Source organism: Sediminibacterium roseum (assembly GCF_009939005.1).
GTDB lineage: Bacteria > Bacteroidota > Bacteroidia > Chitinophagales > Chitinophagaceae > Sediminibacterium > Sediminibacterium roseum.
The window spans coordinates 1733889-1747755 of the sequence record NZ_JAACJS010000015.1 but is presented as its reverse complement, the minus strand read 5'-3'; the positions used below and the strand labels follow the sequence as shown (position 1 = coordinate 1747755).

Genomic DNA, 13867 nt, shown 5'->3' with positions numbered 1-13867 from the left:
CGAGTATAAAACGTGGCGGAGTTGTAACTTCGCCACTTCTTTTTAAACACCACCATGAGCGAAGACATCAAGCACGAGTGTGGCCTGGCCTACATCCGTTTAAGAAAACCCTTCTCCTTTTACCAGCAAAAGTATGGCGCAGTAACCTACGGCCTCAACAAGCTGTACCTGCTGATGGAAAAGCAACACAACCGCGGGCAGGATGGCGCCGGTATTGCAGCCGTTAAACTCAATGTTGAACCGGGCAATCCCTTTCTTCACCGCATGCGCAGTTGCGCGCCGCAGCCGATCGCCGATATTTTCTTTAAGATCGGTCAGGAGATAGCGGAACTGGAGAAGTACCAGCCAGACATCAAACAACACCCGGGGCTGATGAAAGGCCATCTTCCGTTCCTGGGCGAATTGCTGCTGGGGCATTTACGCTATGGCACGCAGGGTAAGAACAACGCTGAGTTTTGCCATCCTTTTATTAAAAGGGACCTGATGCCCGGAAAGAACCTCGCACTCGCGGGTAATTTCAACATGGTAAATACAGATGAGCTGTTCGACCTCATTAACATGGCGCCCGGAGATTTTCAGAAACAGAGTGACCTGGCGGCGATGATGGAAGTGTTTCATCATTTCTTATCCAAAGCCGACGAGGAGCACCCGAATGCCGCGGATATTATTCATGTACTGAAAAAGGCTACACCGTTGTTCGACGGGGGCTACAGCATCGGCGCATTGCTCGGCAACGGGCATAGTTTTGTGATGAGGGATGCGCATGGAATACGCCCGGCCTACTATTATATCAACGATGAAGTGATCGTTGCCGCGAGCGAACGAGCGGCCATCCGAACAACATTCAATGTGGGTGAGAACGAAGTGATGGAACTTATGCCGGGCACCGCACTGATCGTAGACGACACAGGTAATTACCGCATAGAACAAATTCTCGAACCAAAAGAAAGAAGGGCCTGCAGCTTCGAGCGCATTTATTTTTCACGCGGCAGCGATGAAAAGATCTACCGCGAACGGATCGCGCTGGGGCACCACCTCAGCCAGACGGTGCTCGACAGGATCAATTACGATCTTAAGAATACCATCTTCTCTTACATTCCCAATACCGCAGAAGTTGCTTTTTACGGGCTGGTGAAAGGCATGGAAGAATACCTGAACAAGATCAAAGTGGAGCGCATACTCAGCTGGGGCAACGATTTTACCCCGGAGAAACTGGAGGAGATGGTAACGAGAAAGATCCGCCAGGAAAAGATCGCTATCAAGGATGTGAAGCTCAGAACATTCATAACCGAAGATGCGAACCGGAACGAAATGGTTCAGCACGTTTACGATGTTACTTACGGAACCGTTCGCCGCAATGAAGATACGCTGGTGGTGATAGACGACAGCATCGTTCGGGGAACAACGCTCAAAGAAAGCATCATCCGTATGCTGGCCCGTTTGCAGCCGAAAAAGATCATCGTGGTTTCGTCGGCACCGCAGATCCGCTATCCTGACTGTTATGGAATAGACATGAGCAAGCTCGGCGATTTCATCGCGTTCCGCGCGGCCATCGCATTGCTGAAAGAACGCAACATGGAACACGTGATCACCGATATCCAGGAAAAAATAAAGGAATTGCAGCGCAACAACCAACTGCACACAGAAAATATGGTGCGCCATATCTACAAACCTTTTACTACGCTTGAGATCTCAGACAAGATCGCACAACTCATCACGCCTTCAGAACTCAATATTGATGTGGAAGTGATCTACCAGACCATCGAAGACCTTCACGATAGTTGCCCTACCAACACCGGCGACTGGTACTTTACCGGCAACTACCCGACAGCGGGTGGAAACCGCGTGGTGAACAAAGCCTTTTTGAATTACATGGAAGGAAAGAATGTGCGGGGATATTAGCGCAACATCGGACACTAAACACCGGGTTGAAGACCGATATTGTTTCAATAACAGGAAGACCGATGATTTCAGCATCGGTCTTCCTGTTTATAGTATGTAGGTCAGGTTTTACAGTTTGGTTTCGCTGTTGGTTATACCCTGTAGCAGATCGCATTGATGTTCATTCCCGCGCCCACAGAGGCAAACATTACGATATCGCCGGGTTCAAGTTCGTGGGAGCCAAAGCATTCGTGCTTAACCAGGTCGTAGAGCGTAGGAATGGTTGCCACAGAGCTGTTCCCGAATTTATGAATGCTCATGGGCATGATGTCTGTGGGAACATCCCTGAGGCCGTAAAGTTTATAAAGCGCTTTTACAAAACCTTCATCCATTTTTTCATTCGCCTGGTGGAGAAAGAATTTTTTTACGTCTGTTACGTGCAGCCCGCATTTATCGAGGCAGGCCTTCATCGCAAGCGGTACATTCCTGATGGCGTACTCGTATACTTTGCGGCCCTTCATTTTCATATAGCGAACATCGGGATCGGCGCCGGGGAAGTTTGATTTTCCATAACTGAGGTAAAAAGCTTCGTCTACACAATGGCTCTGCACACTGGCGGCAAGGATTCCGCTGCCTGTTTCATCGCCCTCTACTGCTTCTATCACCGTGGCGCCCGCACCATCGCTGAAGATCATGCTGTCGCGGTCGTATTTATCAATTACACGGCTGAGGGTTTCGGCGCCTATTACCAGGCATTTCCGTGCAATGCCGGCTTTGATGTATGCGTCGGCCTGTATCATGCCCTGGATCCATCCCGGGCAGCCGAATAAAATATCGTACGCCACACAATCGGGATTGCGTATCCCCAAAGATTGTTTTACGCGTGATGAAAGCGCGGGCAATGCATCTGTTTGAATGGTGTTGCTGAGAACGTTTCCAAAATTATGGGCAACGATAATCTGGTCGAGCGTTTCAGGATCAACACCCGAATCCGCAATGGCTTTGCGTGCGGCAAGGGTGGCCATGTCGGAAGTGTTCATGTCGGCATCGGCATACCTTCTTTCTTCAATACCGGTGATGTCTTTGAACTTGTCAACGATCTCGTTGGGTGGTGTAACAATGGGTTCATGGTCCTCGCCAAAAAACGGCTGGTCAATAAAATCCCTGTTTGTTTTTATGTTGGGGGGGATATAGCTTCCGGTACCGGTGATAACAGTTCTTATCTGCGACATGTTGCTCTCTGTAGTTATTCCACAATGTAGTAAAAAACGGGCAAGCGATAATCAATGTGTTTCAGCATAAAGATCGGGTAACTAACAATAGTTATTTAACGGGCCCGTACAACTTACAAATAACGATCGCCTTTACTGCGTTTTACTTCCGCCACGTATTCTTTGATCTGTTGTTCTTTTTCTTTTTTACAGATCAGCAGCACATCTTTTGTGTCTACTACGATAAAATCGTCCATACCCTGCAGCACAACCAGTTTTTCGTTGGGTGCGGATACCATGCATTTGGTAGCGTCTATCACCACTACATTTTCGCCTGCAACGGCATTGCCGAGGTAGTCTTTTTCGAGGTTATCGTATGCGCTGTTCCAGGTTCCGAGATCGCTCCAGCCAAAGGAAGAGGGGATCACGTATACATTCTCGGCTTTCTCGAGAATGGCAAAATCGATAGACACGTTTGTGCACAAGGGATAGATGCGGTTGATGGCCTCTTTCTCCCGCGGTGTGTTGAAGTTTTCTTTCTCGCCATCGAACAGCTCAAACATTTCAGGCTGGTGGTTCTCGAAGGCTTTCACTACGGTCTTCACTTTCCAGACAAAAATACCTGCGTTCCATAAAAAATCGCCGCTGGCGAGGAAGGTCTTGGCGAGTTCGAGGTTAGGCTTTTCGGTAAAGGTTTTTACTTTATAAATGCCCTCTGCAACGGCCAATGGCTCATGCTGGATATAGCCGTAGCCGGTATTGGGATGGGTGGGTTTGATACCCAGGGTTACAAGCGATTTGATGTGTCCTGCAAAATCAAGGGCCTGCATGGTTATTTTGCGGAACGCTTCATTGTCAAGGACCATATGATCACTCGGCGCAACGATCAAAGAAGCTTCGGGATCTTTTTGCAGGAGCTTGAAAGAAATATAGGCCACGCAGGGCGCCGTGTTTTTGCGGCTGGGTTCTGCCAGGATATTTTCGGGGTTGATCTGCGGCAGCTGTTTCTGCGTAATATCGATGTATTCTTCAGAAGTAACGATGTAGATATTTTCAACAGGGATGAAAGCAGCAAAACGATCGAAGGTCCATTGGATGAGCGATTGCCCGGAATTCAATATGTCAAGAAACTGTTTTGGAAAACCTGTGCGGCTGCTCGGCCAGAAACGGCTGCCGATACCACCTGCCATGATCGCTACGTAGTGATGCTTGTTCATTACTTCAATTAATTAAGAATGGCTGTTGCGCTGCAATATTACAGGCTTATTCATTGCCAACCGCTATTTCGCCGTTAAACAATTCCCTCCCTTACAAGATCATGTATGTGTAGAATTCCCAGGTATTTGCCGTTTTCAGCCACCACCAGCTGGCTTATGTTGTGGTTGCGCAGCATATCCAGCGCCTCTACCGCCAACACGCCGGGCGCGATGGTTTTCGGGTTTGCGGATAAGATGTCTTTTGCCGTAACGGAGCCCAGCTCCCCGCTTTTTTCCAGCATGCGCCTAAGGTCCCCATCTGTAATAATACCTGTTACCTGTTCGTGCTCATCGGTTACTGCCGTTACGCCCAGCCGTTTTGCCGTGATCTCTACGATCACTTCTTTGAGTGTGGCGCCGGCGCGCACCTGTGGTTTCTCATTGCTGGTATAGAGATCGGCCACACGCAGGTACATCCGTTTGCCCAGGTTGCCGCCGGGGTGGTAACGCGCAAAATCCTTACCGGTAAAGCCGTTCAGCTCCATCAGGCAAACGGCAAGCACATCACCCATCACCATCTGCGCCGTAGTGCTGCTGGTGGGGGCCAGGTTATTGGGACAGGCCTCTTTGCTTACCGTGGTATTTAAGACGATATCTGACCGCGATGCGAGGAAACTCTCCGTATTTCCTACCATCCCTATCAATGTATTACCAAAATTCCTGATAAGAGGAACCAGTACCTTGATCTCCGGGCTCTCGCCGCTTTTGCTGATGATCATCACCACGTCTGCTTCCTGTATCATACCCAGGTCGCCATGAATGGCATCCGCCGCATGCATGAAAAGCGATGGCGTTCCGGTAGAATTGAGGGTAGAAACGATCTTTTGCCCCACGATGGCGCTTTTACCAATGCCGCTGATCACCAGCCTGCCCCTGGATGCATGCACAGTAGTAACGGCTTTTTCAAAATCTGCGTCTATAAAAGCGGCAAGTCCCGACACTGATTGCGCCTCCAGTTCAATGGTGCGCTGTGCGGTTTGATGAATGGATGAGCTCATGGTAAACAAAGGTAAACTTTAACAGCAAACCGGGGGTATTGCGCGCATAATCGTTAACTTCGCTGTCCTTTTGTAAGGCTTCCCGCTGACCGGGGAACGTGAATCGTGCGTGTTCTGGGGTGAGAGATGCGTTGTGCTTTGCCGGGTTACCTGCAAAACACTCCACTGGCTGCTTGCCGCCACCACGCCAAATTCACGATTGACGATTTACGATTACGATCGATCTGCCCGCATTTTCCGAACCGGCCTGGATTTTAGCTGACCGTTTCCGGTAAAAGAAGTAAATTATTACGTGTTTGAAAGTACTCCCGCCTGCGGGAAGAAAATTGATTTTTAATACATGGCTACAACTGCAAAAAAAGCGGCTCCTAAAAAAGCGGCTTCCCCTAAAAAATCCACCGCCGCCAAAACTGCGGCCCCGGCAAAAACCGCCGCACATACGTATGATATATACGGATCACTGGAACAATATTTCGGCTTCCGCGAATTCAAAGGCACACAGGAAGAAGCCATCAACAGCGTACTCAACGGGCAGGATACTTTCGTGATCATGCCAACCGGCGGCGGCAAAAGCCTCTGCTACCAGCTTCCCGCTATGATCATGCCCGGCTGCGCCATCATCGTGTCGCCACTCATCGCTTTGATGAAGAACCAGGTTGACCTTGTAAGAGGCTACAGCGAAAATGATGAGGTGGCGCACTTTCTGAACTCTTCGCTCAACAAAGGACAGATCAAGGCCGTTAAAGACGACCTCACCAGCGGAAAAACAAAACTGCTGTATGTGGCACCCGAAACATTGACCAAACAGGAGAACCTCGAATACTTCAGCGATCTGAAAATTTCTTTCTTTGCCGTTGATGAGGCACACTGTATCTCGGAATGGGGCCACGATTTCAGGCCCGAATACCGGAGATTGCGCGAGATGATGGACATCATCAATCCCGATGTTCCGGTTATAGCGCTTACCGCAACCGCAACACCCAAAGTAAAAAGCGATATCGTAAAAAACCTCGCGCTCCGCGAACCCAATATTTTTCTTTCTTCATTCAACAGGTCCAACCTGTATTATGAGATCCAGCCCAAGATCGAAAAAGAACAAACGATCAAGAGCATTGTAAAATTCATTACCGGTCACAAAGGGAAAAGCGGCATCATCTATACACTCAACCGCAAAACCACAGAAGAACTTGCGGAAATACTGATGGCCAACCAGATAAAGGCAGTGGCCTATCATGCAGGGCTCGACCAGAAATTGCGCGCAGAAAGACAGGACCAGTTTTTGAACGAAGACGTGCAGGTGATCGTTGCCACCATTGCGTTTGGAATGGGTATCGACAAACCGGATATCCGTTATGTGATCCATTTCAACATCCCCAAATCCATCGAAAACTATTACCAGGAAACAGGCAGGGCCGGCAGAGACGGGATGGAAGGCATTTGCGTGTTGTACTATTCGCACAAAGATGTTTCAAAGCTGGAACACCTCATGCGCGACAAACCCCTCAGCGAACGCGAGGTGGGAGCACAGCTCATCGACGAAACCGTGGCCTACGCAGAAAGCGCGGTATGCAGGAGGAAAATATTGCTCCACTATTTTGGAGAAGACTGGGAAACGGCGAACTGCGGTAACTGCGACAACTGCAAACATCCCAAAGAAAAAATTGAAGCGAAGGACGACGTGGTTAAAATGCTGAAAGTGATCAAGGCGCTGGATGAAAGGTTTACTACGGATTATGTTGTGAACGTGGTAATGGGCAAGCTCACCCCACAGATCAACCTGTACCGGCATGATGCGCTACCGGTTTTTGGCATCGGCAAAGACAAGGAAGCGCATTTGTGGAACAGCCTTGTAAGACAAATGCTGCTCGAAAACCTCATCAAAAAAGACATTGAAGAATACGGGCTCCTGAAGCTTACCGATAAGGGGGAGAAGTTCATCAAAAAACCGGCATCGTTTAAAATTGTGCTGAACAATCTGTTTGAAGATGCGCAGTTTGATGAAGATGAGAACGAGAACGCAACACAAAGCGGCGCAGCGGCAGACGAAAAATTGTTCGAGATGCTGAAGGAGCTTCGCCAGAAAGAGGCGAAGAAAAAAAGCCTGCCGCCGTTTGTGATCTTTCTTGAAAACTCGCTGCAGGATATGGCCACCATTTACCCAACCACGGTAGAGGAAATGGAGCGGTGCCAGGGGGTGAGCAAAGGGAAAGCGATCAAATACGGCCGCCCGTTTGTAGAGCTTATTGCCAAATACGTAGAGGAGAACGACATAGAAAAGCCCGATGATTTTGTGATGAAGAGCGTGGCCAACAAAGCCAATAATAAGATCTACATCATCCAGAACGTAGACAAAAAAATACCGCTGGAAACCATCGCCAAAAACAAAAGCCTGCGGCTCGATGAGCTCCTGGAAGAAATGGAAACCATCGCCGCCAGCGGCACCAAGCTCAACCTCGATTACGCTATAGACGAATGGCTTGATGAATACGACCAGGAAGAGATCATCGAATACTTCAAAGGTTGCCAAACCTCGTCACTGCAGATTGCACAGGAAGAACTGAGTGAGAACAATTATACCTGGGAGCAGTTGAAGATCATGCGCATCAAATTTTTGAGTGTGTATGGGAATTGATTGATCAACACAGACGTTGAATTAAAACATAAACCGCGATCCGGTTGGTTATAAAACCAGCCGGATCGTTTGTTTTAAGGGGTCAACCATCCAACAAAATTTCATTTCAAACATGGTGGAGCGATACTTATCAAAAGGGCCGGGGATGAATTTTTTCAAACTGTCGTTTAACGACGTAATTCACTATTACGACACTAAAAACAGGAAAAAATGTAATGATAGTTCAACAAAAGCTATTTAAACGACGATAACTGTACTTTCAGAATAGTAAAATATTTTTAAATGTTATGAATTTTGTCATGTGAAAAAACTCATCGGAACGCGGATCAGAAAGCTCAGGGAAAGCAAGGACCTCACGCAGGAGAACATTGCATCGGAGCTTGACATTACCGCCGGTGCGTATGCCAAGATCGAACGTGGTGAAACCGATCCTTCCATTACCCGGATCAAACAGATCGCTGATATTCTGAAAGTGGATGTTACCTTTTTCTTCCAGGAGCAACCTGCAGGGCTAAGCCTGGTGGCCGAACCCGAAAGCAATAAATACAGTACCTACGCCAGCAGGGAGGATGTAGAAAATCTTGCGCAACTCATCCGCCAGATCAATACCAAACTCGAAAAACTCGAGTCGCAGATCGAAAACAAAAACACAGGCTCCGGCCGGTAATTTCCCCGCCCACTCCACAATCGTTCCTTTCCCTTATGGAATTTCAAGGTGCCGCGTATCTCATTGAAAAGAACGCTTATGGCCGAGATCCAGCAAAAGGACAACCGCAACAAGAGGGGCGGTATCCAAAGCAAAAAATTATCTACCCGTGTTGATCTTACGCCGATGGTTGACCTCGGCTTCCTGCTCATCACTTTCTTCATCTTCACCACTACCATGACGCAGCCAAACGGGCTGGGCCTTGTGGTGCCGGCAGATCCGGAAGACAACGATGCGGATGTTACAGCGGAGAGCAAAACGCTTTCGCTTGTATTGAGTGGTAACGATGTAATTCATTATTACGAAGGAATGGATCCTGCAACATCGAAACCCACCCATTACGCGGTGGGCGGTTTGCGCGCAGTGATCCGGCAAAAGCTACGGCAGGTACAGCAGCGTTCGGGTAAGAACGATGCCGTTGTACTCATCAAGCCCACCGACCTGGCCACCTACAGGAACGTGGTGGCTGTGCTGGATGAAATGCGCATCAACGATGTAAGGAAATATGTACTGATGGATGCATCCCCGGCCGAAAAAACCCTGTAACCACCACGGGAAATTCCCCGTTTCTGGGCTGGCCCGAAATTTTATGGCATCATAGTTGTGATATTTGAGCAGCGATCACTACAATTAACGTGTCTATTCACTACCCGGTGCACAGGCATATTAAAACAGCTTAAAAGAAACAACTATGTACATACAGAATTTACAACCGGGCCTGGTAGACAATCTTAGTTATGTTACCGTAATGGCAAACAAAACAGGCAGGCTGATCCTGAAAGTGCTGGATATTGAAGGCCGCATTGCAAAAACGGTTGTGGCCAACATCAACGAGGGCAAACAACAGCTCGAACTGCAGATGGGCGACCTCAACAGCGGCCGGTACGTAATGAACGCCTTCAGCGGCGACACCTTCATCAAATCGATAAGATTTGTGAAGCAGTAATTCTTGTTTTCAATTGGGGGTATATAACGGGTCTCGTCGGTTTCGGCGGGACCTACTTTTTTAAGGGAACCGGGGCGTTGATCCGTTTGTTTCCAGGTTGATAAAAAGCGGTAAGAACCTCATCTTATCTACACCCAGCCTCAATTCCAACATCTTTCGTAATTTTCCAAACGGATCAGGCGCCAGCGTTATCATTTGTGGCCTGTTCCTTCACATTTAAATCTAACGACTATGTCAATTCCAGTTGTTGACCTCGCCGATTTCCTGAGCGGGGATCAGAAACGCAAAGAAGCTTTTGTTCAGTCATTGGGCAAGGCCTACGAAGAAGTAGGTTTTGTTGCCGTTAAGAACCACGGTGTGCCCGATGAACTGATCGCCAACCAATACGAATACGTTCAGCAGTTCTTCGCACTTCCTTTGGAGAAAAAACTCGAGTACGAGATCCCGGGTCTTGCCGGCCAGCGTGGCTACACCAGCTTTGGCCGCGAGCATGCGAAGGGAAGTGATGCACCGGATCTGAAAGAATTCTTTCAATACGGGCAAACGGTGGAAGACAATGACCCCATCAAGGCAGAATACCCGGATAATGTTTCTGTTGACGAGATCAAGCCCTTCAACAAAACACTTTTCGATGCGTACCGCAATTTTGAAAAAAGCGGAACGGCATTGCTCCAGGCCATTGCATTGTATTTAGGATTGGATGAGCACTATTTTGACCAATACGTGCACAATGGAAACTCTATCCTGCGTTGCATACATTATCCACCCATTACCAATGAACCCAAGAGCGCGATCCGTGCAGAACAACACGAAGACATCAACCTCATTACCTTACTGGTGGGCGCCTCTGCAGATGGATTACAGATATTGACCAAACAGGGCGAATGGGTAAACGTAACCTCGCTGCCCGAACAGATCGTGGTAAATGTGGGTGATATGTTGCAGCGCCTTACCAACAACAAGCTGCGCAGCACCACGCACCGCGTGGTTAACCCGCCGAGAGAATTGTGGCATACCAGCCGTTTCTCTATGCCCTTCTTCCTTCACCCGCGCAGCGAAATGAACCTCGCCTGCCTCGAAGGATGCATAGATGCCGAACACCCGAAAGCCTATCCCGATGCAACCGCAGGAGAATACCTGGACGAAAGGTTGCGGGAGATAGGGTTGAAGAAATAGATAACTGTCATTTCAGCCATCTCAAAAACACAAGTTTAGAATTTACATAGAGGGACGTACTTAGGGGTATGTCCCTTTTTTATCGCCACAATCCGCAGCACCGAAGGGCGCTGCGCTGCAGCTTAAAAGACCGCACATAAATTTTTTTCACTAATTTCAATTAAACCAAACCGCCCCCTTGGTTCTAACGCGCCATATCCCATTTTTGCGGGCAGTGTTCCTGCATAGTATTACTGCCGTGGGCGGTCCGCAGGGGCATATGGGCATGATGCTGAAAACGTTTGTTCAGCAGCGCCGCGATGTTACGGAGAAAGAGCTGATGGAGTACAATGGTTTTTGCCAGCTTCTTCCCGGCGCATCATCTACCCAAACACTTACACTGATCGGCTACAAACGGGGCGGGCTATGGCTTGCCGTGCTTACGCTGCTCATCTGGATCACACCGGCATGTGTGCTTATGGGCGGCATTTCTTTCCTGCTGGATTATATGGATGATATGGGTTTGAAAGCCGGCGTATTCAAATTTGTACGGCCGATGGCGATCGGTTTCATTGCCTATTCAACGTTCCGCATTTTTAAAGTGGCGGTCAACAATACCATCACCAAAGTGATCATGGTAGTGGCCACGGTAGGCACTTTCCTGTTTTTTAAAACACCGCTTGTTTTTCCCGTTGTTATTGTTGCGGGCGGGATTGCCACCAATTTCAGCGACAGGCGCATCCCGCAGAAAGATGTTCCGCCGAAGAAGATCAAGTGGGGCAATATCCTCATCTTTTTTGCGCTGTTCGGTCTTGCGGGTTATCTCTCCGAAACCGCCAGCGCCAACGACTGGAAGAACCGCAAACCCATCAACCTCTTCGAACACTTTTACCGTTTTGGCAGCCTTGTGTTTGGCGGCGGCGATGTATTGATGCCGTTGATGTACGAACAATATGTAACCCACCCCGAGAACCGCAGTGTTAAAGAAACCAAACGCGAGGTGCTGCGCATGAACAAAGAGGAATTCCTGACGGGGTCAGGAATGGTACGCGCCATCCCGGGGCCCGTGTTTTCCATCGGGGCCTTTACAGGGGGAATGGTTCTGCGCGATGAAGGGCCGGCCATGCAGTTGCTCGGCTGTATCATCGGTTCGATCGCTATTTTCCTGCCAAGCGCATTGCTGGTATTGTTCTTCTTTCCCGTGTGGCACAACCTGAAAAAATACGCCGTTATTTACCGGTCGCTCGAAGGCATCAACGCCGCTGTAGTAGGTATTATGGCCGGCGCCACCTGTTACCTGGTGCAGGATACCTTTCTTGCCAATCTTATCGATATGCAGGCGATCGGCTGGTGGGACCTGCTCATCGTGGTGGTTACCTTTCTCCTGCTGGGAAGCAATAAAGTTGCGGCGCCTTTTATTGTACTGGGCTGCCTGTTGCTGGGATGGTTTGTTTAGCGTACCAGGCAGGCAAGCGCACATCGGAGTTCTATACCCTTAACAAATTCCATGACCCCGGTCCCCGGCGGTTTACAACTAAATACGTATATTAGACTATGGTCACACTATCACTTTACAACCTGAAAGGTGGAGTAGGTAAGACGGCTGCCACCATAAACCTGGCGTATTTAGCTGCCAAAGAAGGCTATAAGACCCTGATATGGGACATGGACCCGCAAGGTTCCTCTTCCTTTTACATGGGTGCCAGGGCGGGATCAAAGAATGAATCCCGAAAATTGCTCAACAGCGAAATGGAACTGCTTGATGCTGTTCAGCACTCGCCCTATGAGAACCTCGATATCATTCCGGCCGATCTTTCTGCACGGCAGGCAGATATATTGCTGAACGAGATGAAGCAGTCGAAGAAAAAGATCTCATCCCTGTTGTCGACCCTTAAAAAAGACTACGATATCGTGATCCTCGATTGCCCGCCCGGTATTTCGATATTGCACGATGCGATATTCAGTGGTGTGGACTGGATATTGATGCCCAACATCCCCACAACATTGTCCATCCGCTCTTACGAAACCGTGGCAGCCTATTTTAAAGAAAATGGGTTGGATCTTTCCAAGGTAAAATGTTTCTTCAGCATGGTAGACCACAGGAAGAACCTGCACCACGAGGTGATGAACGAGTTTTACAAGGATAAATATTTCCTGAAAAGCTATATCCCCTACCTGAGCGATGTAGAAAAAATGGGGATCAACGAAGCACCCCTCGAAACATTTGCCCCCAGCAGCTATGCAGCGCAATGTTACAGGGATCTTTGGAAGGAGATCAAGAAGAATTGCATTGAATAACAACAGTTGGGAATATCTAACACATTCTAACGCTCAAACCTGCGCATGAACAGAGAATTAACTTCCTGGTACAGTCCCGCATTGGGAAAAGAAATGCCGATCGCTTCTTATGGGCATTTTGGTTTTGCCCTGCTGCTCATCCCTACGGCTGCGGCAGATTACCTGGAGTATGAGCGGTTCCAGATGATGGATTCGCTTGCGCCTTACATAAACGGGGGAAAGCTGCGGGTGTACAGCATCGACAGCATGAACAAGGAAAGCTGGATGAACAACGAGATGGAACCTGCGCACAAAGCCATTCGCCAGAACCAGTTTAATGAATATGTATTTAATGAAGTGATCCCTTTCATACGCAATTCAACCAGCGACGATATCATGATCTATACCTGCGGCGCGTCGTTCGGCGCCCTGCATGCGATGAACCTGTTCCTGAAGCGCCCCGACATCATCAATGGGGCCATCAGCATGAGTGGCGTATACGATCTGACCGAATACACAAAGGGGTTCTTCGACGACCAGGTGTATTACAACAGCCCGGAACACTACCTTCCCAATCTTACCGACCCCTGGTACCTTGAAAAGATCAAGGCGAGCCATCACATTCATATTTATACCGGCAGCGGTTCTTACGAGGATCCCAACGCATCGAAACGTTTTGCGGGCGTGCTTTACAACAAAGGCATCTGGTACGATCTTGATGTGTGGGGTGCAGACATAAACCACGACTGGCCCACATGGCGCACGATGTTGCCCTATATAATCGATACGAAATTTTAGGTATTGT

General features: G+C 48.7%; 12 protein-coding genes. 9 read left to right on the top strand and 3 right to left on the bottom strand.

The features are described 5' to 3' along the window. Window positions 1-54: 54 nt before the first annotated feature. Entirely contained in the window at window positions 55-1902 is a 1848-nt protein-coding gene (locus GWC95_RS18780) for an amidophosphoribosyltransferase (RefSeq protein WP_161820244.1), read from the top strand. Window positions 1903-2033: 131 nt separating this feature from the next. Here GWC95_RS18780 and GWC95_RS18775 read toward each other — a convergent pair whose 3' ends face one another. The 3 genes from GWC95_RS18775 to GWC95_RS18765 form a co-directional block, all read right to left on the bottom strand. Then, window positions 2034-3113 (bottom strand): 3-oxoacyl-ACP synthase III family protein, encoded by a 1080-nt coding sequence (locus GWC95_RS18775; RefSeq protein ID WP_161820243.1) that lies wholly within the window; start codon window positions 3111-3113, stop codon window positions 2034-2036. A 113-nt stretch (window positions 3114-3226) separates the two neighbouring features. Continuing rightward, window positions 3227-4309: a mannose-1-phosphate guanylyltransferase gene (locus GWC95_RS18770; protein ID WP_161820242.1), complete on the bottom strand. Its 1083-nt coding sequence runs from the start codon at window positions 4307-4309 to the stop codon at window positions 3227-3229. A gap of 74 nt (window positions 4310-4383) precedes the next feature. After that, entirely contained in the window at window positions 4384-5346 is a 963-nt protein-coding gene (locus GWC95_RS18765; RefSeq protein WP_161820241.1) for a KpsF/GutQ family sugar-phosphate isomerase, read from the bottom strand. Between the two features lie 340 nt (window positions 5347-5686). Between GWC95_RS18765 and recQ the strand changes: the two genes are divergently transcribed. The 8 genes from recQ (at window position 5687) to GWC95_RS18725 (ending at window position 13860) form a co-directional block, all read left to right on the top strand. Then, on the top strand, window positions 5687-7978 hold the full coding sequence (recQ, locus tag GWC95_RS18760) for a DNA helicase RecQ (protein ID WP_161820240.1): 2292 nt from the start codon (window positions 5687-5689) through the stop codon (window positions 7976-7978). 301 nt (window positions 7979-8279) lie between these two features. Beyond that, window positions 8280-8645 (top strand): helix-turn-helix domain-containing protein, encoded by a 366-nt coding sequence (locus GWC95_RS18755; protein WP_161820239.1) that lies wholly within the window; start codon window positions 8280-8282, stop codon window positions 8643-8645. Between the two features lie 78 nt (window positions 8646-8723). Further along, window positions 8724-9230, top strand: coding sequence for an ExbD/TolR family protein (locus GWC95_RS18750; protein WP_161820238.1), 507 nt, complete (start codon window positions 8724-8726; stop codon window positions 9228-9230). 145 nt (window positions 9231-9375) lie between these two features. Continuing rightward, window positions 9376-9630 carry a hypothetical protein gene (locus GWC95_RS18745; RefSeq protein WP_161820237.1) on the top strand — a complete coding sequence of 85 codons (255 nt, stop codon included), beginning with the start codon at window positions 9376-9378 and terminating at the stop codon, window positions 9628-9630. Between the two features lie 231 nt (window positions 9631-9861). After that, on the top strand, window positions 9862-10806 hold the full coding sequence (locus tag GWC95_RS18740; RefSeq protein WP_161820236.1) for an isopenicillin N synthase family dioxygenase: 945 nt from the start codon (window positions 9862-9864) through the stop codon (window positions 10804-10806). A gap of 214 nt (window positions 10807-11020) precedes the next feature. Beyond that, window positions 11021-12241: a chromate efflux transporter gene (gene chrA, locus GWC95_RS18735; protein WP_317164143.1), complete on the top strand. Its 1221-nt coding sequence runs from the start codon at window positions 11021-11023 to the stop codon at window positions 12239-12241. 98 nt (window positions 12242-12339) lie between these two features. After that, window positions 12340-13083 (top strand): ParA family protein, encoded by a 744-nt coding sequence (locus tag GWC95_RS18730; RefSeq protein ID WP_161820234.1) that lies wholly within the window; start codon window positions 12340-12342, stop codon window positions 13081-13083. Window positions 13084-13128: 45 nt separating this feature from the next. Further along, window positions 13129-13860, top strand: coding sequence for an esterase family protein (locus tag GWC95_RS18725; protein WP_161820233.1), 732 nt, complete (start codon window positions 13129-13131; stop codon window positions 13858-13860). Window positions 13861-13867: the final 7 nt, after the last annotated feature.

Bases quoted from the DNA above. Each gene is read 5' to 3' on its own strand.
- GWC95_RS18745 (WP_161820237.1), top strand. From the start codon at position 9,376: ATGTACATACAGAATTTACAACCGGGCCTGGTAGACAATCTTAGTTAT.
- GWC95_RS18770 (WP_161820242.1), bottom strand. From the start codon at position 4,309: ATGAACAAGCATCACTACGTAGCGATCATGGCAGGTGGTATCGGCAGC.
- GWC95_RS18775 (WP_161820243.1), bottom strand. From the start codon at position 3,113: ATGTCGCAGATAAGAACTGTTATCACCGGTACCGGAAGCTATATCCCC.
- GWC95_RS18765 (WP_161820241.1), bottom strand. From the start codon at position 5,346: ATGAGCTCATCCATTCATCAAACCGCACAGCGCACCATTGAACTGGAG.
- GWC95_RS18750 (WP_161820238.1), top strand. From the start codon at position 8,724: ATGGCCGAGATCCAGCAAAAGGACAACCGCAACAAGAGGGGCGGTATC.
- recQ (WP_161820240.1), top strand. From the start codon at position 5,687: ATGGCTACAACTGCAAAAAAAGCGGCTCCTAAAAAAGCGGCTTCCCCT.
- GWC95_RS18725 (WP_161820233.1), top strand. From the start codon at position 13,129: ATGAACAGAGAATTAACTTCCTGGTACAGTCCCGCATTGGGAAAAGAA.
- GWC95_RS18740 (WP_161820236.1), top strand. From the start codon at position 9,862: ATGTCAATTCCAGTTGTTGACCTCGCCGATTTCCTGAGCGGGGATCAG.
- GWC95_RS18780 (WP_161820244.1), top strand. From the start codon at position 55: ATGAGCGAAGACATCAAGCACGAGTGTGGCCTGGCCTACATCCGTTTA.
- GWC95_RS18730 (WP_161820234.1), top strand. From the start codon at position 12,340: ATGGTCACACTATCACTTTACAACCTGAAAGGTGGAGTAGGTAAGACG.